Below are 21,285 nucleotides of genomic sequence, written 5' to 3'. Positions count from 1 at the left end.
TTATAAAGGGTTTATCAGTAGATATGAAAGGTTTTGGTGCACGTATTGTAGCGGATTTACACTCAAAATGCTATTTTTGGTACTAGTTATGATAGTGATGACCATCACATATGAGAAAAATTTTACCCAATAAAAAAGGCAGTAAAGGAGTATTCTTGCTACTCTTTATTGCCTTCTGTTTGAAATGCAGAATATCTATATTAACAATCACTACTAATAATAACGTTTGATTTGCGCCTCTAGAAAATTAGCCGCCACATCGTTGACTAAGGTGCAATCAACCACACCCCTACTACTACTCTCGTTAGGACGAGGCTTGTCTTTATCAATAAAATTAGCATCATAAATACTACCATCGTAATCTATACCATTAGATAAATACTCTGGATCATTATTGACGGCAAAAAACTTAACCTGTGCTGCTTGTTGTTTATTCCCCGAGCCGACATTGAAATTAGTAGTACGAGATGGCCGATTATCACTGAAGCGTTTTACTGCGTTCAGAGTCCACTCATCAAGTGCTCTGTAGCTTGTTTTATTTTTAGTATTAAAAGTAAAAAAAGAGCGGTCGCTGGTCGTTACTGGAATGTAGCAAACTGAACCAGCAGGGAAGCTAAAAGTGTTGGGTATTTTGGGATAATTATTCAAATCGGTAAGAATGCCGCGACTGCTACCGAAATTATTGCTAGGAATATAGTCGCGTGCATTGATGCCTGATAAAGAAAGCGTTCTATAAGTCGTCTCATAATTAAACGACTTACTGCTGTTTTTTTCGTAAATAGGGCGCTTAACCGTACGGTTATTCACTTCAATATTTTTGTCCTCAAGTGTCCCTTCAAACTGAACTCCCAATACTATAGAGGATTCTAAATCATCAATATTTTGATTGTTATAATTACCGACGATATTAGTTGATTTAATATTACGCTCACCGGTGCGGTATCTACTATCGATACGCACCACCGCTTCTCTATTGGTTTGACGGTCAATACCTTTATCAAAACTGCTAACCGTAAACTCATTATTGCTACTACCGCTTGAACCAAAAATGGCATCTTCACCATCACCGCAGCCAACAAGTGTCATTGTCAGTAAGGCGAGACTGAGTGGCGCAAGTAAGCGTTTATTTATTTTTTTCATCGGAAGGCATCCCTATTAATAAGATGTTTTGTTAATTATGTTTATAAGCCATTGGCTATACGCCGTTCTTTATGAAGCGTTACTCATAGGGCTTTGTGGTTATCTTACACTAGTGTTGCTATGACTGATATATCAAGCATGTTTTACCTTTAAGTAACTTATTAAAACCTGCTAAGTATTTATAAGGTTTGCTTACAAATACATAGCAGACCTTTACCACCGCCATCTAGAGCAGACTCTATTATTTGTTATGCTAAGTAGGCTATTCAAAACAATCAAAGATTTACTATAAAATTATTCATATAAAAGGACGTATTATGAAAACATTATATTCTACTAAAGCCTCTGTTACCGGTGGTCGTACCGGCAATGCTAGCCTGCAAGACAGTGATCTGACGATTAATATGGTTGCACCCGGTTCTGGCAAAGACGGTAATAACCCAGAACAGCTGTTTGCGATGGGCTATGCGGCTTGCTTTGATGGCGCACTTGCTGCAGTCAAAAGCGAAGAAAAAGCAAAATTTGACTCTACCACTGAAGTAGCAGTAGATTTAATGAAAGGTGATGGTCTAGATTTTAAATTAGCGGTAAAAATTCATGTGACTGCTGAAAATACAGACCTCACGGCAGATGAGTTTCAAAAACTGGTCGAAAAAGCCAATACCGTCTGCCCTTATTCTAAGGCGACTCACGGTAATATCGATAGTGAAGTGACTTCAGAAGTGAAGTCAGCTTAAAAGCAAAATAAGGCTTTAGTCATTATTAATCTAGAATAATGGCATTAAACATAAGTACTCAATCATAGAATCCAGCCTTGTCTGGGTTCTTTTTTTATGGGCGTACACATCGTAACGGTTGAGAAGTTCGGCACGTTCGTTTTTTATCGTTATAATAAGGATGCCTTTTTATTCGATATGGATTGTTTGATACTTATCGTTTGATAACCGTTATCTAATACCTGCTAAGTGACTTTTATGACTGCTAATGACCACAACTCGCACCTGCCGATTGACCCTGCTACGCTACCCAGCTTTGATACCATGACTAATGTGGCGACCATGGATACCAGCCATGTGGATAAAGACAAGCCACCATTTATCTTAGTTGACGGCTCTTACTATCTGTTTCGTACCTATCATGCCCTGCCCAAAATGTTGACCACTAAAGGGCAGCATACCAATGCCATTCGGGGCACGTTAAATGCGCTATTAAAGCTCATGCGCCGTTACCATCCGACCCATATGGCGGTCTGTTTTGACACTAAATCCCCTACTTTTCGTCATCATTTATCGACTGATTATAAAGCAGCACGTCCGCCGATGGATATTGAACTGTCGCAACAAATTCCTTATCTGCACCATTTAGTAAAAGCCTTAGGCATTCCCCTATTGCGTATTGAAGGAGCAGAGGCTGATGATATCATTGGCACGCTTGCTTATCGTGCGGTTGCCGAAGGTCATCATGTGGTGATCTCGACTGGTGATAAAGACATGGCGCAGCTGGTCAATGACTGCGTCATATTAGAAGATAGCTTCACAGGAAAGATTACTGATAGCCAAGGGGTTGTTGATAAATTTGGCATTAAGCCTGAGCAAATGATTGATTTTTTAACTTTAATGGGCGACTCGTCTGATGGCATTAAAGGCGTGCCTGGCATTGGTAAAAAAACGGCTCAAGACTTACTAAACAAATATGGCAATATTGCTAGCATCTTGGACAATATCGCAGATATCAAAGGGCGCGGATCAAAAGGCCTAATTGAACACGCCGATGAGATTCCGTTGAATGCGCAATTGGCTACTATTGTTACCGATTTGGATATTGGACACGACTGGCAAGATCTTAAGATTAATACCGATCCTTGCGCCTATATTAATGAGCTACGCAGCTTATACAGTGAGCTTGAGTTTAAAAATGAGCTGGCGTCTCTCGATCATCCCAATCACCCAGCGAATGGTCAAGGGGTTCAAAGTGTTGCTGACAGTCAAGCAAACGCAGAATCACAGGCCCAAATCGCAAAATCACTGCAATCCACCAAAATTGATAATATTAAAAACAGCAAAAATCATGATAAAGCGTGGCATACCATTTTAGATATGCCTGCGTTTGATAGCTTAGTGGAGCAGCTGGAGAACGCACCACATTTTGTTATTGATACCGAGACCACTAGCGTCTATTGGCGTCAGGCTGAATTGGTTGGATTGTCTTTTGCGACGCAAGCGCACGAAGCTTATTATATTCCGCTGACTCACAACTTAGAAGGTGATGGGCTCACAGCTAAGCAGCTTGACCGCGACACTGTCTTAGCACGTCTTAAACCCATATTAGAAAATGCAAATATAGGTAAAATTGGTCAACATCTCAAGTATGATGCCCATATTTTGAACCGTCACGATATTGACTTATTAGGCAACATTCATGATAAGCCTAATAACTGGGCGATGGATACCATGCTTGCCAGCTACGTGATTAATGCAGCGATTACCCGTCACGGTATGGACGATTTGGCGCGGCACTACTTGCAAACACAGACCATTACTTTTGAAGATGTCGCCGGTAAAGGCGCTAAGCAAGTCAGTTTTGATCAAGTTGCAATTGATATTGCCAGTGACTATGCTTGTGAAGATGCTGATACTACCTATCAGTTGTTCGATATCTTTAGTGCAAAAATGGCTGACGATGAGAACAATCAGAAATTGCTGCATGAACTCGAGATTCCAACGGCTGAGATTCTCTGTCAAATGGAAGCCCACGGTATTTTAATCAAGCGTCCATTTTTAAACGAGCTCTCAAAACGCTTTGATGAAGAAATCATCGCCCTTGAACAACGTGCTTATGAGGTCGCAGGCGAAGAGTTTAATGTCGGCTCCCCTAAGCAGTTGGGCGAAATGCTGTTTGATAAATTAGGCGTCATCGGTGGTAAAAAAACTAAGACTGGCCAGTATTCAACGGGCGAAGCGGTATTGTCCAAAATTGACCATCCACTGGCCGATATCGTCTTGGAATATCGCAGCTTAGCGAAGCTTAAGAACACGTATACGGATGCGCTTGATAATGTCGCAGACCCTGAGACCAATCGCGTGCATACCAGCTATCATCAAGCGCTAACCAGTACCGGCAGACTGTCATCCACTGATCCCAATCTGCAAAATATTCCTATTCGTACCGCAACGGGTCGTCTGATTCGCCAAGCTTTTATTGCTCCAGAAGGTCGCGTTATATTGGCAGCGGATTATTCACAGATTGAGCTGCGTTTAATGGCGCATTTTTCTGGTGATAAAAACCTAACCCGCGCCTTTAATGAAGGACTAGATATTCATACGGCCACTGCTGCTGAAGTATTGGGCAAAACCGTTGAAGAGGTCACCCCTACCGAGCGCCGTAATGCCAAAGCCATTAACTTCGGGCTATTATATGGCATGAGTGCCTTTGGGCTTGCCAAACAATTACAGATGAGTCGCGGAGAGGCACAAGACTATATCGATATGTATTTTAATCGCTACCCAAGCGTGAAAGAATATATGATAAATACCCGTGCCAGCGCCTATGATAAAGGCTATATCGAGACCATATTGGGCCGCAAGCTTTATACACCCGATATCAATAATAGCAATCGGATGGTCAAGCAAGCCGCTGAACGCGCTGCCATTAATGCGCCACTGCAGGGCTCAGCCGCAGATATCATTAAACTTGCTATGATTGCCGTCGATAAAGTGCTGCCTAAAGCGCAGGCAAAAATGCTACTACAAGTCCATGATGAATTGGTATTTGAGGTCGATAGCGATCACGCTGAAGAGATCAGTCAGCTGATTAAAGACGCCATGCAAGAGGTGTTATCGACAACTGCAGCAGCTAGCGGCTGGCAAGTCGACTTTGCCGTGCCGCTATTGGTTGAGACGGATATCGGTAGCAATTGGGATGAAGCGCATTAGCATTAATGCGTTAACAATAGAGGTATAGAGTTAACGCACTAGTAGAAGGCCATTAAACTAGACTTTTATAAACTTCATTACCGTTACTTATTACGCAAAGTGAGCCATTGTGCTCACTTTTCATGTTTTATTAAAATGAGTTTGAGAGTCACCTGCGTCTTTGACAGAGCGCCTGATAATGTCCCTTTAGGGATATCACGTAAGCCTTAGGAGGAGACTATTTTTACTGAAAATGGCATTGTAGAAAATGCCAGTATTATTATTTTAACCTTATGCCTGCTGCGTTGTGCGCAGTACGCTGTGCAAAGTCGTGTCAAACAAGGCACTTATTTTTGGCTGGCATCCGTTTTAGTGTTTTTTACGGTTATGCGCCGTGAGTTGAGTTATCTATCTGACACATTAGTTCCGAGCGACTTTATATTTTTGAGTCAGTCTTATGATTGGTGGGAAGACAGTGTACTTTTGGGAATTTATGTTATTGCTATCAGTTTACTGATTTATTCATGGCGTTATTTTTGGGCCGTATTAAAAAATACAGCGTTATCACTATATATTGGCGTGGCTGTATTGGCGTTGATACAATATATGGGAGAGAACGCTATTGTCTTTCCTGAGACTTTAGGCGGGATGGTTGAAGAGATAAGTGAGGATATTATTTATAGTATCGCCTTAATTTATCTGTGGGTATTTAACCTGGCATATTTTGAAGCGCAATTAACTTATAAGTTAGGTGTTGAGTTGAAGGCGGAGTAGCAAGTGGCTTTTTAACTTCTGAATTTTTAGCGCCTGCCTACCTAACAAATAATTCTCTGAACTTCTATCATCGTCCTATTCTTTATTTCCGCTTCCATCAGGTGAGCAAACTGAAGCCCATGGTTTGCTCACCCATTGCCTCCTTCTTATTAGCAACCTGTTATTAATAATTTGCTATACTTAAATTTAGTCAGCCCTATTAGCAGTTAAAATTAGAACTAGTAGCAGTTAAAATTAGAACTAGTAGCAGTTAAAATTAGAACTAGTAGCAGTTAAAATTAGAACTAGTAGCAGTTAAAATTAGAACTAGATATTGCTATATAGCACTACCCCAATATAACCTCGTAAGCCAATTATAACTATTAAGGAAGTCATCATGAATGTATTAATCACTGGCGCATCACGCGGTATCGGTCTAGCAACAGCCAAGCGCTTGCTAGCAAAAGGACATAGTGTTGGTATCTTTGATATTGACACCGACGAGATTGAGCACGTGCTTAATGACAAAGCATTTAAAAAAGCCCTAAAGAATAAGCGTATTGTCCATGGCCACCTCGATGTGACTGACCCCGAGTCATGGGACACGGCTATTGAGCATATGGATGATAAACTTGGTGGCATTGATGTACTGATTAATAACGCCGGTATCTTAGTCAGTGGCGCACTACCAACCACCGATTTGGATAAGCAATTGTCCTTAATTGATATCAATTGTAAGGGTGTGCTGATTGGCTGTCATAAGCTAGCCCCTTATCTAGCCGATAGCAAAAACGGTAAAATTATCAATCTATCGTCAGCCTCTGCTATTTATGGCCAGTCTGAAGTGGCGCCTTATGCTGCCAGTAAGTTCTTTGTACGCGGCTTAACAGAAGGGCTAAATATTGAGTACGCTGAGCGTGGCATTAAGGTTATCGACGTCATGCCATTATGGGTCAAGTCTGATATGACCAAAGATATTAATGTCACTAGTATTAATCGTCTTGGTATTAATCTAACCGTTGATGATGTGGCTAAAAAATTGTGTAAACTGAGCAGTAGCCCAAACCGTAAGATATCGCGCACCCATTATCCTATAGGGATGCCAGCAAAAGTCTTGCATAAGTTATCACAAGTATCTCCTGATCCACTCATGCGCTTTATTAATAGCAAAATTGGTACGAAGTAACCACCCCAGTCATGCCTAAACTGTCAGATTAAAAGTAATTTGAAGAAACGTAGACGGCTACCTAATATTAGTAGCCGTTTTTTTATGTTAATTTTAAGAATTTATCATTCTCTTACATTTTTTGAACATGCTGTGACAGCTTACTACTAGTGGCAACAACCATAACAAGGCAAACTGGTATCCATATTTATTAATACTAGTTTATTACTACCAATTTTAAGGAAGTTATCATGAACAATTCAAAAACCCCTTTACCTGAAGAGATGGATCGTATTGACGGTGACGACAATCAACAGGTTGACTTAGACAATCCGATGCTACATGTGATTGATAGTGATGAGACGCTCGATGACAGTGCAGGATTTAGTAACTCGCAAGTAGGCAGTGATGCCACTCAAGGTCTGACTCCCATCCATCGCCAGAATATCGATGAATCTCGTATTGATGACGTCTTGGTACAAGACAATTTAGATGACAGCGACTATCCTAATATTGTTGATATCGCAGATAAAGACGCCGCTGGATATAGCAATAACGATGATTTATAGAAGCGCTTACATTCACTTTTAATGATAATAGAGACCATTAAAAAAGCACGATTACTTATCATAATCGTGCTTTTTTAATGGTTAATTCGTTAACTTATATTTTTTATATAGAGTCAATGCTTAAACCCAACCATCAAGCGTGCCTGCCCACCCTTTAACCAATGGAGCAGCCAATGCTTCTATCAATTCTACGTGCGCCTCATCGGTATTTAAGCATGGAATATAATGATACTCTTGTCCGCCCGCATGAAGGAATGTCTCACGGTTTTCAATGGCCAACTCTTCTAACGTTTCAAGGCAGTCCGCTGAAAACGCAGGGCTAATAATTTGTACGGACTTGACCCCAGATTTACCCCAATCTTCCAATACCACATCGGTATAGGGCTTGACCCACTCTTGCTTACCAAAGCGCGACTGGAAGCTAATAATCCATTCATCTTCACCCAATCCTAAGGCGTGTGCCACTTGCGCAGCGGTACATTTGCAGCGTCTAGGGTACGGGTCGCCTTTGTCCATATACGGCTGCGGAATACCGTGGAAACTGAACATGAGCTTTTCAGGCTTACCGTGCTCGGCCTGAAAACGGCGAATACTATCGGCCAAGGCCTTGATATAAAGCGGATGGGCAAAGTAATCTTTGACTATCGTCATATTGGGTAAGTTACGCTGCTTAAGCGACCATTTGGTAATAGCGTCATAAACCGCACCGGTTGAGGTTGCTGAATACTGCGGAAATAACGGCAACATGACAAAATGGTCAACGCCCTCGCTACGTAGTTGGTTCAAGACGTCCGGCAGACCTGGATTACCATAGCTCATCGCCGAATGGACAGACACGCGAAACGGTGAAGCAACTTCACTCAATTTTGGCTCGAGCATCTCGACTTGGCGATTAATGATATTGCGCATCGGCGAGTCGCCATCCCAAATGCTGGCGTAAGCTTCTGCTACGCGTTTTGGCCGCGTGGTTAAAACAAATAAATTGAGAATAATTGCCCATAAAAACTTAGGAATCTCAATGACTCGCGTATCTGATAAAAACTGACGCAGATAGCGACGCACCGCAGGCGCGGTCGGCTCATCGGGTGTACCAAGGTTGATTAATAAGACGGCAATACGCGGAGGCTGTTCAGGTTTCATAGCGGCACATTTTATAAAGGATTATGGGATAACTAAAGGTTACAGCAGATTTCAGTAGCAAGGATAGATTAAATCGTTAAATAACTGTTTGTTAATCACTAGACTATAAGCGGCTGTTTATTAAACAACTGATTATTAAGTCTCTGTTCACAATGCTTAAATAAAGTTAAAAAACGCTAACTAAAATATCCTGCCCTAAAGCTCGCTTAGTGTAGCATTTTATTCACTACAAACGCATCGCAAAACTAATGCTCATACAATTTAATACGAAGTTGAAAAAATTGGAAGCCAACTTAAACACTTAATTCATGATGCCATTGAAATAAAGTCCCTGCACCAAGGTTGTGCTCATACGCGCATCGCCATACAATAGGCAAGCATAGCGTATTGGTATCTTGCCATACTGCTTTATTTTATTGATGACTGTCGTCTTGCGAGGTAGCTTTGAGAGCACGTCCTGATATTACCAGTGACCCATCCCACCCAGATTTAGATGCCCATCAACTTAGTTCAGTGGGCTCAGTCGGAATGGTCACACCCCAAACCTTTCACTTTACAGAACCTTTGACTTTAGAGTGTAATCGCACCCTACCTTCATTTGATTTAGTGGTAGAAACTTATGGCACTTTAAATGAAGAAAAGTCAAACGCTATCTTAATTTGCCACGCTTTATCCGGCAGTCACCATGCGGCAGGTTTCTATAAGGAGGATGATAAAAAAATCGGCTGGTGGGACAATATGATTGGCCCAAACAAGGCCATCAATACCAATCAATTTTTTGTTGTTTGTGTCAATAATATTGGCAGCTGTTTTGGCTCTACAGGCCCAACAACCATTAACCCTAATAGCATAGCGAATAATGGTGAAGCGCGTGCCTATGGCCCTGACTTTCCGCTGGTCACGATTAAAGATTGGGTCAAGACCCAAGCCATGCTCTCAGACCGCTTAGGTATTGAGGTTTGGCATGCTATTGTTGGCGGTTCTATGGGTGGTATGCAGGCGCTACAATGGTCGGTTGATTATCCAAGCCGGATTAAACGCTGCGTAGTCATTGCCAGTACGCCCAAGCTATCAGCACAAAACATTGCCTTTAATGAAGTGGCGCGGCAATCGATTATCTCTGATCCTGACTTTAAAGAGGGACGTTATTTACAAGCCGGTACTTATCCGCGGCGCGGCTTAATATTAGCGAGAATGGTGGGACACATCACCTATCTCACTGACGATGCAATGAAAGCGAAATTTGGTCGCGATCTGAAATCTGGCAAATTCATGTATGGCTATGACGTTGAGTTTCAGGTTGAGAGTTACTTACGTTATCAAGGCGAACGCTTTAGCGAAAACTTCGATGCCAATACGTATTTATTAATGACCAAAGCTTTAGATTATTTTGATCCTACTCGTGACGGTGCGTTAGAACTTGAAGCTTTAGAACTTGAGTCTGACCAGACCTTTAAACATAAAGATTCTGCTAATTCTCGTAATGACATGATAGCCACCAATGGTAGTTTCGATAAAGATACAGACAATGAGCATGCTCATAATGAGTTGAAGGCAACATTTGCGCATACCCAATGTCAATATTTAGTAGTGTCTTTTACCACCGATTGGCGCTTTGCACCTGAGCGCTCACAAGAAATCGTCGATGCCCTTATGGCAGCGGGCAAACCAGTCAGCTACATAAATGTCGATGCGCCGCACGGTCATGATTCGTTTTTATTTGATATTCCACGCTATATGGGCGCGGTCAACGGTTTCTTAACGGCCCCATTTATGACCGCTAGCCACCCAGAAAAAAATACGGCAGCAACAGGAGAACGCTTGTGAGAATGGATCATCAGTTGGCCGAGCGTTGGATTGCGCCACGCTCGCATGTGCTCGATTTAGGCTGTGGTAATGGCGAGCTACTCGCGCATTTGCAACAAAAACTGGGCGTCAGCGGTTATGGGTTAGAGATTGATGAGGAGAAGATTAACGAAGCCATTGGCAATGGTTTGTCTATTATTGAGCAAGACCTCAATGACGGCCTTGGACGCTTTGCGGACAATAGTTTTGATACTGTCGTGATGGCGCGCGCCTTACAAGCGGTCAAATCACCCGATACCTTACTGCTCGATATGTTACGGGTTGCGCGAGAAGCTGTGATTACCTTTCCTAACTTTGCTCATTGGCAAAACCGCCTACATTTGGGACTAAAAGGTATGATGCCCGTCTCAGAAGCGCTGCCTTACGAATGGTACAACACCCCTAATATACATCTGTGTACCTTTAAGGACTTTGAGGAATTGTGCGCGCGGCATGATATACGTATTATCAATCGCTTTGCCGTGAGCGACTCGGATAAAGGACACTCAGCGCTCATGACTACGTTGATACGCAAAGTACCTAATCTGCTCGCAGATGTCGCCATCTATCGCGTGACTAAACGCGCAACTGAATAAGCTTTTTGTGCCTAACAAATTGTGTCAAACTTCTTACAGTTAAGTAACTATATGATTTTATTACATACTATAGCCAGTAAGTTGGTGTTAAAGTAAGTAATTAGTATTTGAGTTTGGTAAGTTTGGGTGTTAAGCTAGCAAAATAATGTTAATCGCATAACTATTTTTTACCACTTATCTATTGATTTAGGCAGATTCTAGCGTCTTAGCGCGGCTAATGAGTAGGTAAGTTTATGCTATAAGATTCAATTTGATTGTTTATGTCGTTTAAATATTCTTTTAACGGCTTAACTTTATTTATTGTTCATTCACTGACTAATTTTGGAGCCGCTATGAAATTGTTAAAAGCCGCATTGTTCACTGCCATTTTTTCTTATGCCGGTCTGGCTAATGCTGACTTGGTAGCGAACGTGCCACTGGATACCTCGCGCTTTGAGATTATGAATGTCAGTGAGCTGTCCGCTCGTGCCAATCAAGGCAACGATCACGCGCAGTTTTACTTGGCCAAACGCCTGCAAAAAGGTCAAGGCATCGCTCAAGACACGCAGAAAGCCATCCAGTGGTACACCCGCGCAGCAGAACAAGGCGTTGCCCCGGCCCAGTTGAATCTCGGTATTATGTATCTACGCGGTGAAGGCGTACAGCCAAACTTACAGCAAGCACGCGGCTGGTTAGAAAAAGCGGCCATGCGCGGTGATAACCGTGCTAGCTATACCCTAGCCTTGCTCGATGAAAAGCAAAGAAATCTAGTTGACGCCTATAAATGGTATGATTTAGCGGCCCGTGATGGCATGTTAGATGATAAAGTACGTAGCAAAGCCCGCGGTAAAATTGGTCAGTTGGCGCTTAACTTATCAAACTCCGATATCGTCAGCGCTCGTACCCAAGCCGATCGCTGGTTCCAGAATAAATAAATCATAGCTTAAGTATGCTTATGCTAATAAAAAACCCAGCCCATTGCTGGGTTTTTTAGGTTTAGATATTAAATAAACTAATGTTCAATATTAACTACTAACTGGCTTCGATAATGACAATCTCATCAGCAGTTAGGTCGTATAAGGCATAGACCATCTAATTAATCTCGCTGCCGGTAGACTCTATCTGTGCTCTACTTATCTACGCTATTGAATCCAGAAAACATTCAAAAACTACCCAAAATTTGCTACACTGCGCCAGTATTTAATGATATCCACAATTGTGCCAATGTTATTATCAAAATTTTAAATCAATTAATAATTGCACTAGGTTTACGACCTAGCTAGCAGGAGAGAAAAATGAATAACCCTCAAGCAAATACAGCTAACGCAGCCACCACCGAAGCCCAAACGCAACCAACAAGCCATGCCACCGAATACGATAGCGCAACCAATAATATCGTGGTTGCTGCTTTATATAAGTTCACGCGCTTTGCTGACTTTGAGCAGTATCGTGAGCCGATGTTGAATACTCTGCTTGATAATGAAGTTAAAGGCACCTTACTCATTGCTGCTGAAGGCATTAACGGCACGATTTCTGGCACGCGCTGCGGTATTGATAACGTCCTTGATTACCTACGTACTATTGACGCCATTGGTAATTTTGCGTTTAAAGAATCTTATACCAGCGAGCAGCCCTTTTATCGCACAAAGGTGAAGCTTAAAAAAGAAATCGTCACCATGGGCGTGGAGAATATTGACCCATTACAGTCGGTTGGCCGCTATGTCAAACCTGCCGACTGGAATACGCTGATCTCTGACCCTGACGTTATCCTAATCGATACCCGTAATGATTATGAAGTGCAAATTGGCACGTTCAAAAATGCGGTCAATCCGCAGACTGAGACCTTTCGGGAGTTCCCCGACTACGTGGCAAAAGAGCTCGACCCGGGCAAACATAAAAAAGTAGCGATGTTCTGTACCGGTGGTATTCGCTGTGAAAAATCAACCGCTTTTATGCGCCAGCAAGGCTTTGATGAGGTCTATCATTTAGAAGGTGGTATCTTAAAATACCTAGAAGAAATCCCTGCTACTGAATCCCTATGGGAAGGCGATTGCTTCGTATTTGATAATCGTGTGTCGGTCAATCATAATTTAGAAAAAGGCGAGTATGAGCAGTGCTTTGCTTGCCGTATGCCCATCACAGCCACTGACATGCAAAGCTCCGCTTATATAAAAGGTGAGTCTTGCCCGCATTGCATTGCTAAAGCGACCAATGAGCAAAAATCGCGTTTTCGTGAGCGTGAGCACCAAATGCAGCTGGCCAAAAAACGTGGCGAAGCGCATATCGGTAGCGATGTGATGGACGTGATGGAAAAACGCAAAGCCGCTAAGAGTGAAGCACGTCGTCAAGCGGATGCCGCTAATAAAGCCAAAGCAAATTAAGCTTACAATTGCTACTTGTAAAACTATCTACCACAAAAAAAGAGATACTCAACTTAGCATCTCTTTTTTCATTCTAAAACTTACTATTATATTTTTTAGCTAAGCTTAGCTACCACGGTAAGTGCTGTAACCATATGCTGATAAAGTGATTGGCACATGATAATGCTTATCGCCTTCAACTTTGAAGTTCACTTCTACGTATGGGTAGAATGTTTCTACACCTTGAGTAGAGAAATAGGGAGAAGTTTCAAAGATAAGCTTGTAAGTACCAGCGTTATCAATGTTGCCTTGGTTCGGTAAAAACTCACCAATACGACCATCAGTACCCGTTTTTTGAGTATCCAAAAGTTTCCAGTTACCATTAACTTGCTTCATTAGACGCACATCGACATTCGCCGCTGGTTTACCAGTGCTGATATCTAGGATATGACTTGATAATTGATAAGCGCTTTGGTCAGCCGCGTAACCAGCAGTAGCAGTCAGGGCCAATACGCCACCAAGTGCAGCTGCTTTCATTATATTCATTTTCATAAAGCGTCCTTTAGATTGGTTCAGTTATTAATTTCGGTTACTAACACACTAGTTCTGTTTATATATTCTACACAGTTTTTATCGTCAAATGATTCGTATATTATAAAACCATCATCAGTAAAACCAATATATAGCTAATGTGTGAAGATTAAGTCTTTGTTGCCGTTCTTGGTAATTATACGATTAAATAAGTATTCTGTATTACCTATCACCTTCAAAAACATTACGTTAAAGAAAGTAGCTATGATTTAAACATAGGGTAATGGGTAGAATTAAGTGCTGATAAATAATTCATTCAACAACAAATACTTTTATTTAGTATACCTTTTCCTATTAACCGTATTATAAAGATTATGTTAACTTATACAATCGAATGTATATAGGATGTAGTCACAACCCTCTCAGCTCTGAGTAAATGATAAAAAATAGCAGACAATAATAAAAATCGTCTGCTATTGATGTCGTGGTCAGCTTACTCTACATAGCTTAAGGATAAATAATCCTTAAGCTATAAAGTCTACTATTAATATAGAACACGGATACGAATGGTTTCTGCCACGTCTTTTAGCTGGTCAAGAGCGGCACGTGAATCATGGTAATCTACATCCATCATTAAGTAGCCGACGCTGCCTTCCGTCATTAAACTTTGCGCTAAGATGTTGATGTGAGCATCAGCGAATAAGCGGTTAATCTGTGACAAAACTCCAGGAACGTTGTGATGGATATGCAACAGACGATGGGTGCCTTCTTTATACGGAATGGAAATCTCAGGGAAGTTTACCGCTGTGACGGTATCGCCTTGATCAGAATAACGTACGAATTTTTCTGCGACTTCTAAGCCAATATTTGCCTGCGCTTCTTGGGTTGAACCACCAATATGCGGGGTCAAAATCACATTATCAAACTTACGTAAGGGTGATTCAAACTCTTCATCCGCAGACTTCGGCTCTTTTGGGAATACATCAATAGCAGCGCCCAACACTCTACCAGACTCAAGCGCCGCCGCCAAATCATCAATCTCAACACAGGTACCGCGCGCGGCATTAATAAAGTAGCTGCCCTCTTTCATTTGTGCGAACTGCTCCGCTTTCATCATATAACGCGTGCTGGGTTCATCAGGGACATGCAGGCTTACGATATCAGCTGTATTCAATAACTCCTGTAAATTGCTGACTTGATGCGCATTGCCGAGGGGCAGTTTGGTTACGACGTCATGATAAATAACTCTCATACCGAAGCTTTCTGCCAATACGGATAGCTGTGAGCCGATAGATCCGTAGCCGACGATACCGATAGTCTTACCGCGAACTTCATGTGAGTCTTTGGCAGACTTACCCCAACCACCGCGATGGACAGTAGCGTTCTTTTCAGGAATGCCGCGATAGAGCATAATGGCTTCTGCCAACACCAGCTCGGCCACAGAGCGCGTATTAGAATAAGGGGCGTTAAAAACTGGGATACCTAGCTCACGAGCCGCTTCTAAATCAACCTGATTGGTACCAATACAAAAGCAACCAATCCCAATCAGCTTATCTGCGTGCTCAAGCACTTCGCGGGTCAACTGCGTGCGCGAACGGATACCGACAAAGTGAGCATCTTTGATTTTTTCTATCAACTCCTCTTGATCCAACGCGTGGCTGAGGGATTCGATATTTTTATAGCCCGCCTTTTGCAATACTTTCAAGGCATTTTCATGCAGACCTTCAAGCAGTAAAAACCGGATTTTGTCTTTTTGTAACGATAGTGCCATGGGAGACCTGTCCTATAACTATTTTATAAATAGTCTGCGATGAATAAAACGAAGATAATTTCTTTATCTTACACACTATTAAGTCCTAATGCAGAAGATTCCTTTAAATAAATAGTTACTATTTCATACTATGATAAGACAAACTGTCTCACTACCCTAGCAGATATAAGCTAGCGATAGCCTATTATTCACGTTAAACTACTGTATCGTATTACGTTTACTATCTGAGACCATCATGACTGAATCTACTATGGCAAATGATTACAGTGTCGCCGTCCAAACAATCTTAAGCACACTTATTGACGCTCATTACTTTGATAGCTCGCAGATCAAAACTGATGCTGCAAGTTTAGAGCACTGGGGCAAGGACTGGACAAAACACTTTGCACCCGCCGCGTCGGCAATTGTATTTCCCAAAACTACTGAGCAAGTACAAGCGGTGGTGCTACTGGCAAATGAGCACAATGTGGTGCTAACCCCAAGTGGCGGGCGTACAGGATTATCAGCGGGGGCGGTAGCTGCCAACGGTGAAATTGTCGTTAGTATGGATAAAATGAATCATATTGGTACTTTTTATCCAGCGGATCGTCTTATAGAGATCGAGGCTGGTGTGGTGACTCAGCAGCTGCAACAGTTTGCAGAATCTAAAGACTTATATTACCCGGTCGACTTTGCATCCGCAGGCTCTAGCCAAATGGGCGGTAATATTGGCACTAATGCGGGCGGCATCAAGGTCATTCGCTATGGCATGACCCGCCAATGGATTATGGGGCTGACAGTCGTCACTGGTAAAGGAGATATTTTGCATCTCAATCGTGGTATGGTTAAAAATGCCACGGGTTATGACTTGCGCCAGTTATTCATTGGTAGTGAAGGTACCCTTGGTCTCGTCACGCATGCACAGATTAAACTTGAGCGGTTGCCGCAAGCCTTGACCGTGATGGTATTGGGTATGGACAACTTCAGTGATGTCATGAATGTCTTATCCGCATTTCAAAACAAGATTGACCTCACCGCCTTTGAATTTTTTGATAGTGTAGCGATTGATAAGTTAATGACGCATGGACAAGTGCAAGAGCCGTTCGAAACACGTACCAAATTCTATACCTTGCTGGAGTTTGAAGCGCCTTATGAGCCGATTATGGATAAGGCGATGGCGATATTTGAAGAGTGTATGCAACAAGGCTGGGTGGTCGATGGCGTCATGAGTCAAAGCATAGCGCAAGCTGAGGAGCTATGGAAACTGCGTGAATATATCTCTGAGACCATCTCCGTATTCACCCCTTATAAAAATGATGTGTCGGTGCTTATTACCCACGTCCCTGATTTTATAGACGACATTGACCATATTGTGAGCAGTAATTATCCTGATTTTGAGGTTTGTTGGTTCGGTCATATCGGTGATGGCAACTTACATTTAAACATTCTAAAACCTGAAGCGATGAGCAAAGATGACTTCTTTGCAGCCTGTCAGGTGGTGAATCAGTATGTGTTTGAAACCGTGCAAAAGTATGGTGGCTCAGTATCCGCGGAACATGGCGTGGGCATGACCAAAAAGCCGTATTTGCACTATAGCCGTACGCCACTTGAGATTGAGTATCTAAAAGAGATTAAAAAGGTTTTTGACCCCAATAATATTATGAATCGCGGTAAGATTTTTGATTTGTAGGAAGTTCTTTTTAAACTTTTAATAAAAAAATAACGCTGAGTTTTGACACTTGGCGTTATTTTTGTAGGGCTGTCTTTATACTATTATGGTTATACGGAAATATAGACGCTAACAATAAAAATTAAGTATGACTGATATAGATAGCATGGGTTATACAAATAGCATGGCCACAGCCACGATAATCAGTACTAACAAAAATCCTTGCACCATCAAAAAAGCTTGGTGCGGAGCGGCTATATGACGAAACATATTACCCAACGCATTATAAGTGATACCTGCCGCTTTGATATGCGGCGGCGTATCGAAGGTTTTGATGATTTGCAAAAACTGTCCGGTACGATTAGGCGACCAACCTTGCGGACTGAAGGGTAAAAACGGTGACAACTGTGTGGCTTGCTGTTTGGTTGCCGGAGACCATAGCCAGCGCTCTAAAAACAGCAGACGCATGCGCCAATCAAAAAAGCTACGCTCGTCGATGGCTTGCAGTAATAATACTTTAACATTCTTATGGCGCGTATCAGAAAAAATGCTTTGTTGCAGCGCCAATACTTTTGATTTTTTACCTTCAATACACTGTAAAAAATGACCGTTGCCGTAGCACAAAATACCTGTGATACCATGTTGTTCATTATAAACACGCGCATGCCCTTCCACTTCTTCAAATATGGCGGTATTCAAACGTCCGGCCAACGTTAAACTGCTGACATATACCAGCTGAATCAATGCTGATTCGTCTATTTTTTCTAAAATACTAACCATATTAATCTGACTTAAAGGCATAAAACAAGAATCCTAAACAGCCACTATGAGCAGCACGTGGAAATATAAGGGAATGAGAGTAAAACGTTTAAACCTTATGAAAGAAATAGGTAAAATTTTGACATGACGTTGTTAGAGCTCACAAAAGCATAGCAAACAGTTACTACGTTATACTTTTATTATTGGCAAAGATTGTTATCATAACGGACGCAGGAAACCACTTAGAATATTTATATAAATCAGGCTTATAAGTAGTGCAAACTGTTGTAATCGTTGGGATATTGTAACCTTAATGTGACGCCATTGATATCTTTTTAAGATTGAAACTTAAGCGTTTATGGAATAGTCTGTTACGAAATTACTGACGTTGTTAACTATAGAGTTTTAATAATATTTCGTCTGTATTGTTCTATATGCAGTTCACCTTTACAAAAATTTGACCCTACAAAAAGCTGTGTTGATGTATTTAGTAAAAATGCTCTTAATAACATCAGATCAGCCAACCGCTAAAACAGGAATACTATGAGTAAAGTAGAAAAAATTGATGACTTTCATCTTACTATCGCTGAAATTAAGAAAAAAGACTATCCGCAATTAAAATCTCTAATGGACCGTGTCTATGCAAATTTAGGGGGTTCATGGTCAAAGACGACTATCAACACCTTAATTGACGCTTTTCCAGAAGGGCAAATTGCCTTATTTGATCATGATCAACTGATTGGCATCGTGCTATCCATGCGCGTTGACTATACCAAGTTTTCTAACCCGCATACGTATGATGACTTAATTGGACAAAAAGAGATCATCCGAGACAATCCAAAAGGCGATGCTATTTACGGCTTAGATGCGCTGATTGACCCTGAATATCGTGGTTACCGTCTTGGACGCCGTCTCTATGATGCCCGTAAAGAGCTGTGTCGACAGCTGAACTTCCGCGCTATTCTTGCTGGTGGCCGTATTCCTAATTATTATAACCATAAGGATTTAACACCTGGCGAATATATTGATGCGGTTGAATCACAGGAAATTCACGACTCAGCGTTATCATTTCAGCTGTCTAATGGATTTATCGTTAAACGTATCTTGACGGCTTATCTACCTGATGACAAGCAATCTAAAGGCTTTGCTACCTTACTTGAGTGGGCTAATATTTATTACGAGCCGCAAGATTATAAGCCTAATACCCGAAAATCTGAAGTGCGTATTGGTGGAATTCAATGGCAGATGCGTGAAGTCGAATCGCCTGAAGAGTTGTTGCAACAAGTTGAGTTCTTCGTCGACATTATGGCAGATTACAACTCAGATTTTGCCTGTTTACCTGAGTTTTTTAATGCGCCATTAATGGGACTATGTGAATCAACTGACCAAAATATCGCTATCCGCTTTTTGGCAGGTTATACCGAATGGTTTAAAAATGAGATTTCCCATTTAGCGGTTACTTATAACGTCAACGTTATTTGTGGTTCTATGCCGTTACTTGATGAAGAAGATACCTTATATAACGTCAGCTATCTGTGTCGCCGTGATGGTACAGTCGAAGAACAACGCAAAATTCACATTACCCCGCATGAGCGCAGTGCGTGGGTAATTGAAGGTGGCGATAAAGTTGAAGTGTTTGATACCGATGCGGGTCGTATTGGTATTCTAGTCTGCTACGATATCGAGTTTCCAGAGCTAGCACGCTTGATGGCGCTTGATGACATGGATATTTTATTCGTACCCTTTTGGACCGATACTAAAAATGGCTACTTGCGTGTGCGTATTTGTGCCCAAGCCCGCGCCATCGAAAATGAATGTTATGTCATGGTTTGCGGCTCAGTGGGTAACTTGCCGCAAGTTGAGAGCCTTGATATTCAGTACGCCCAGTCATCTATCTTCTCACCATCCGACTTTGCGTTTCCGCATGATGCGATCATGGCAGAAACTACGGCGAATACCGAAATGGTATTCTTCTCGGACGTTGATTTAGATAAGCTTATTCATGTGCGTAATGAAGGCTCAGTCCATAACTTAATTGACCGCCGCGATGACTTATTTAGTCTAAAATGGAAGAAAAAAGCCGCCATTTCAGCCAGTAAACTGACTGGAGAAGAGCGCCGCGAAAACACGGGTAGCGTTCTCACTGGTGACCCGCTACAAGGTCGTGCTCAAAAGTCTTAATGGTAAAAACTAACCACATACTTATCATAAGACAGTACCTTTAACTTTACATTTTAAAAAATAAACGGCTGACCATTCAGCCGTTTATTTTTATCTAAAAAATGATTCACCCAACACTTTACCCTTAAAAAAGCAGATGTTATGACTATTGAGAGTGATCCTAAAGCCAATATCGATAATGCGAGTAATGATACTAAAAACCGTAAAGCTGAGCCCGACCTTAAAAAAAGCCCAACGCAAAAGCTGTTATCAATGCTCAAGACCATGCTGCTATATGGCACGGTTTTCATCGTTATTTATACTGTGATTAACTGGTGGCGTCAGCCTGTTATGCCAGCCGATCCGCAGTTGCAATTGACTGACTACCAAGGGCAAACGGTTGATTTGGCACGTCTCAGTGCTGATAAGCCAACGCTGGTATATTTTTGGGGGACATGGTGTCCCATATGCCGTACCACTTCTCCCTCAGTGAATACGCTGGCTGAGGCAGGAAATTATCCGGTGGTCACTATTGCCGTGCAGTCTGGCAGCAATCAAGAATTGCAAAGTTATCTAAACGAGCATAGCTATACTTTTACGACTATTAACGACGAAGAAGGGATAATATTTGACGATTGGGAGGGACAAGTGACTCCCTCCTATGTGATTTTAAAAGATGGTGAGATGACCCAAGGGTTAACAGGCATTCAACCATTATGGTCACTTAAATTGCGACTTTGGCTGAGTTCAGTCTGGTAAGCAGACCGTTATTATTAGAATATCCATTCATATTTTTTGTAATAAAAAGCCTGCTAAATGATAAATTAATACCAATAATAATACTGGTATAGACACTCACTTAACAGGCTTTATTGTGCGATTTTGATTGATATGAACTGCATTCAACTTATATCATTCGTACTATTTATTAAACAACCGACTTAAATAATAAAAACAG

17 protein-coding genes are annotated in these 21,285 nt (G+C 41.7%); 12 read left to right on the top strand and 5 right to left on the bottom strand.

Annotation, left to right across the window (positions count from 1 at the left end; genetic code table 11):
• Positions 1-213: 213 nt before the first annotated feature.
• Positions 214-1,140: a hypothetical protein gene (locus ES754_RS09145; protein ID WP_147223859.1), complete on the bottom strand. Its 927-nt coding sequence runs from the start codon at positions 1,138-1,140 to the stop codon at positions 214-216.
• 317 nt (positions 1,141-1,457) lie between these two features.
• On the opposite strand from ES754_RS09145, the gene ES754_RS09140 reads away from it, so the two are divergent.
• From ES754_RS09140 to ES754_RS09120, 5 genes are all read left to right on the top strand, one after another.
• Positions 1,458-1,877 (top strand): Ohr family peroxiredoxin, encoded by a 420-nt coding sequence (locus ES754_RS09140; RefSeq protein WP_147223858.1) that lies wholly within the window; start codon positions 1,458-1,460, stop codon positions 1,875-1,877.
• A gap of 321 nt (positions 1,878-2,198) precedes the next feature.
• Positions 2,199-5,072, top strand: coding sequence for a DNA polymerase I (gene polA / locus ES754_RS09135; protein WP_228267772.1), 2,874 nt, complete (start codon positions 2,199-2,201; stop codon positions 5,070-5,072).
• A 300-nt stretch (positions 5,073-5,372) separates the two neighbouring features.
• Positions 5,373-5,825, top strand: a complete 453-nt coding sequence (locus ES754_RS09130) for a hypothetical protein (RefSeq protein ID WP_227677910.1) — start codon at positions 5,373-5,375, stop codon at positions 5,823-5,825.
• Positions 5,826-6,201: 376 nt separating this feature from the next.
• The gene (locus tag ES754_RS09125; RefSeq protein WP_147223855.1) at positions 6,202-6,990 is read left to right on the top strand and encodes an SDR family NAD(P)-dependent oxidoreductase; all 789 of its coding nucleotides are present in this window, start codon (positions 6,202-6,204) and stop codon (positions 6,988-6,990) included.
• Between the two features lie 230 nt (positions 6,991-7,220).
• Complete coding sequence (locus tag ES754_RS09120) at positions 7,221-7,538, top strand: hypothetical protein (RefSeq protein WP_147223854.1); 318 nt, start codon at positions 7,221-7,223, stop codon at positions 7,536-7,538.
• Positions 7,539-7,658: 120 nt separating this feature from the next.
• Here ES754_RS09120 and hemH read toward each other — a convergent pair whose 3' ends face one another.
• Positions 7,659-8,678: a ferrochelatase gene (gene hemH, locus ES754_RS09115; RefSeq protein WP_147223853.1), complete on the bottom strand. Its 1,020-nt coding sequence runs from the start codon at positions 8,676-8,678 to the stop codon at positions 7,659-7,661.
• 528 nt (positions 8,679-9,206) lie between these two features.
• On the opposite strand from hemH, the gene metX reads away from it, so the two are divergent.
• The 4 genes from metX to trhO all read left to right on the top strand — a co-directional run bounded on the left by metX (position 9,207) and on the right by trhO (position 13,479).
• Positions 9,207-10,505, top strand: coding sequence for a homoserine O-acetyltransferase MetX (metX, locus tag ES754_RS09110; RefSeq protein ID WP_147223909.1), 1,299 nt, complete (start codon positions 9,207-9,209; stop codon positions 10,503-10,505).
• Entirely contained in the window at positions 10,502-11,119 is a 618-nt protein-coding gene (gene metW, locus ES754_RS09105; protein WP_147223852.1) for a methionine biosynthesis protein MetW, read from the top strand. Before metX ends, metW begins: the two co-directional genes overlap by 4 nt.
• 332 nt (positions 11,120-11,451) lie before the next feature.
• Complete coding sequence (locus ES754_RS09100; RefSeq protein ID WP_147223851.1) at positions 11,452-12,033, top strand: tetratricopeptide repeat protein; 582 nt, start codon at positions 11,452-11,454, stop codon at positions 12,031-12,033.
• 360 nt (positions 12,034-12,393) lie between these two features.
• A complete protein-coding gene (gene trhO, locus ES754_RS09095) occupies positions 12,394-13,479 on the top strand; it encodes an oxygen-dependent tRNA uridine(34) hydroxylase TrhO (RefSeq protein WP_147223850.1) in 1,086 nt (361 codons plus the stop codon).
• 105 nt (positions 13,480-13,584) lie between these two features.
• Here trhO and uraH read toward each other — a convergent pair whose 3' ends face one another.
• The gene (gene uraH, locus ES754_RS09090) at positions 13,585-14,010 is read right to left on the bottom strand and encodes a hydroxyisourate hydrolase (RefSeq protein ID WP_201538813.1); all 426 of its coding nucleotides are present in this window, start codon (positions 14,008-14,010) and stop codon (positions 13,585-13,587) included.
• A gap of 523 nt (positions 14,011-14,533) precedes the next feature.
• A complete protein-coding gene (serA, locus tag ES754_RS09085; RefSeq protein WP_147223849.1) occupies positions 14,534-15,760 on the bottom strand; it encodes a phosphoglycerate dehydrogenase in 1,227 nt (408 codons plus the stop codon).
• A gap of 235 nt (positions 15,761-15,995) precedes the next feature.
• Between serA and ES754_RS09080 the strand changes: the two genes are divergently transcribed.
• Positions 15,996-17,429: an FAD-binding oxidoreductase gene (locus ES754_RS09080; RefSeq protein WP_147223848.1), complete on the top strand. Its 1,434-nt coding sequence runs from the start codon at positions 15,996-15,998 to the stop codon at positions 17,427-17,429.
• 150 nt (positions 17,430-17,579) lie between these two features.
• Here the strand turns inward: ES754_RS09080 and ES754_RS09075 are convergent, their stop codons facing one another.
• Entirely contained in the window at positions 17,580-18,209 is a 630-nt protein-coding gene (locus tag ES754_RS09075; RefSeq protein ID WP_147223847.1) for a BLUF domain-containing protein, read from the bottom strand.
• 501 nt (positions 18,210-18,710) lie between these two features.
• On the opposite strand from ES754_RS09075, the gene ES754_RS09070 reads away from it, so the two are divergent.
• The gene (locus ES754_RS09070; protein WP_147223846.1) at positions 18,711-20,348 is read left to right on the top strand and encodes a carbon-nitrogen hydrolase family protein; all 1,638 of its coding nucleotides are present in this window, start codon (positions 18,711-18,713) and stop codon (positions 20,346-20,348) included.
• A 252-nt stretch (positions 20,349-20,600) separates the two neighbouring features.
• On the top strand, positions 20,601-21,086 hold the full coding sequence (locus ES754_RS09065) for a protein disulfide oxidoreductase (protein ID WP_420825356.1): 486 nt from the start codon (positions 20,601-20,603) through the stop codon (positions 21,084-21,086).
• Positions 21,087-21,285: the final 199 nt, after the last annotated feature.

This window comes from Psychrobacter frigidicola (assembly GCF_007997305.1).
GTDB lineage: Bacteria > Pseudomonadota > Gammaproteobacteria > Pseudomonadales > Moraxellaceae > Psychrobacter > Psychrobacter frigidicola.
Note: the sequence above shows the minus strand (reverse complement) of the source record. Positions and strands in the feature narration are given on the sequence as shown.

What these genes read in the sequence shown, in the direction of transcription:
- ES754_RS09145 (WP_147223859.1), bottom strand. Translation starts at nt 1,140, where the DNA reads ATGAAAAAAATAAATAAACGCTTACTTGCGCCACTCAGTCTCGCCTTA.
- ES754_RS09140 (WP_147223858.1), top strand. Translation starts at nt 1,458, where the DNA reads ATGAAAACATTATATTCTACTAAAGCCTCTGTTACCGGTGGTCGTACC.
- polA (WP_228267772.1), top strand. Translation starts at nt 2,199, where the DNA reads ATGGATACCAGCCATGTGGATAAAGACAAGCCACCATTTATCTTAGTT.
- ES754_RS09125 (WP_147223855.1), top strand. Translation starts at nt 6,202, where the DNA reads ATGAATGTATTAATCACTGGCGCATCACGCGGTATCGGTCTAGCAACA.
- ES754_RS09120 (WP_147223854.1), top strand. Translation starts at nt 7,221, where the DNA reads ATGAACAATTCAAAAACCCCTTTACCTGAAGAGATGGATCGTATTGAC.
- hemH (WP_147223853.1), bottom strand. Translation starts at nt 8,678, where the DNA reads ATGAAACCTGAACAGCCTCCGCGTATTGCCGTCTTATTAATCAACCTT.
- metX (WP_147223909.1), top strand. Translation starts at nt 9,207, where the DNA reads ATGGTCACACCCCAAACCTTTCACTTTACAGAACCTTTGACTTTAGAG.
- ES754_RS09100 (WP_147223851.1), top strand. Translation starts at nt 11,452, where the DNA reads ATGAAATTGTTAAAAGCCGCATTGTTCACTGCCATTTTTTCTTATGCC.
- trhO (WP_147223850.1), top strand. Translation starts at nt 12,394, where the DNA reads ATGAATAACCCTCAAGCAAATACAGCTAACGCAGCCACCACCGAAGCC.
- uraH (WP_201538813.1), bottom strand. Translation starts at nt 14,010, where the DNA reads ATGAAAATGAATATAATGAAAGCAGCTGCACTTGGTGGCGTATTGGCC.
- serA (WP_147223849.1), bottom strand. Translation starts at nt 15,760, where the DNA reads ATGGCACTATCGTTACAAAAAGACAAAATCCGGTTTTTACTGCTTGAA.
- ES754_RS09080 (WP_147223848.1), top strand. Translation starts at nt 15,996, where the DNA reads ATGACTGAATCTACTATGGCAAATGATTACAGTGTCGCCGTCCAAACA.
- ES754_RS09075 (WP_147223847.1), bottom strand. Translation starts at nt 18,209, where the DNA reads ATGCCTTTAAGTCAGATTAATATGGTTAGTATTTTAGAAAAAATAGAC.
- ES754_RS09070 (WP_147223846.1), top strand. Translation starts at nt 18,711, where the DNA reads ATGAGTAAAGTAGAAAAAATTGATGACTTTCATCTTACTATCGCTGAA.
- ES754_RS09065 (WP_420825356.1), top strand. Translation starts at nt 20,601, where the DNA reads ATGCTCAAGACCATGCTGCTATATGGCACGGTTTTCATCGTTATTTAT.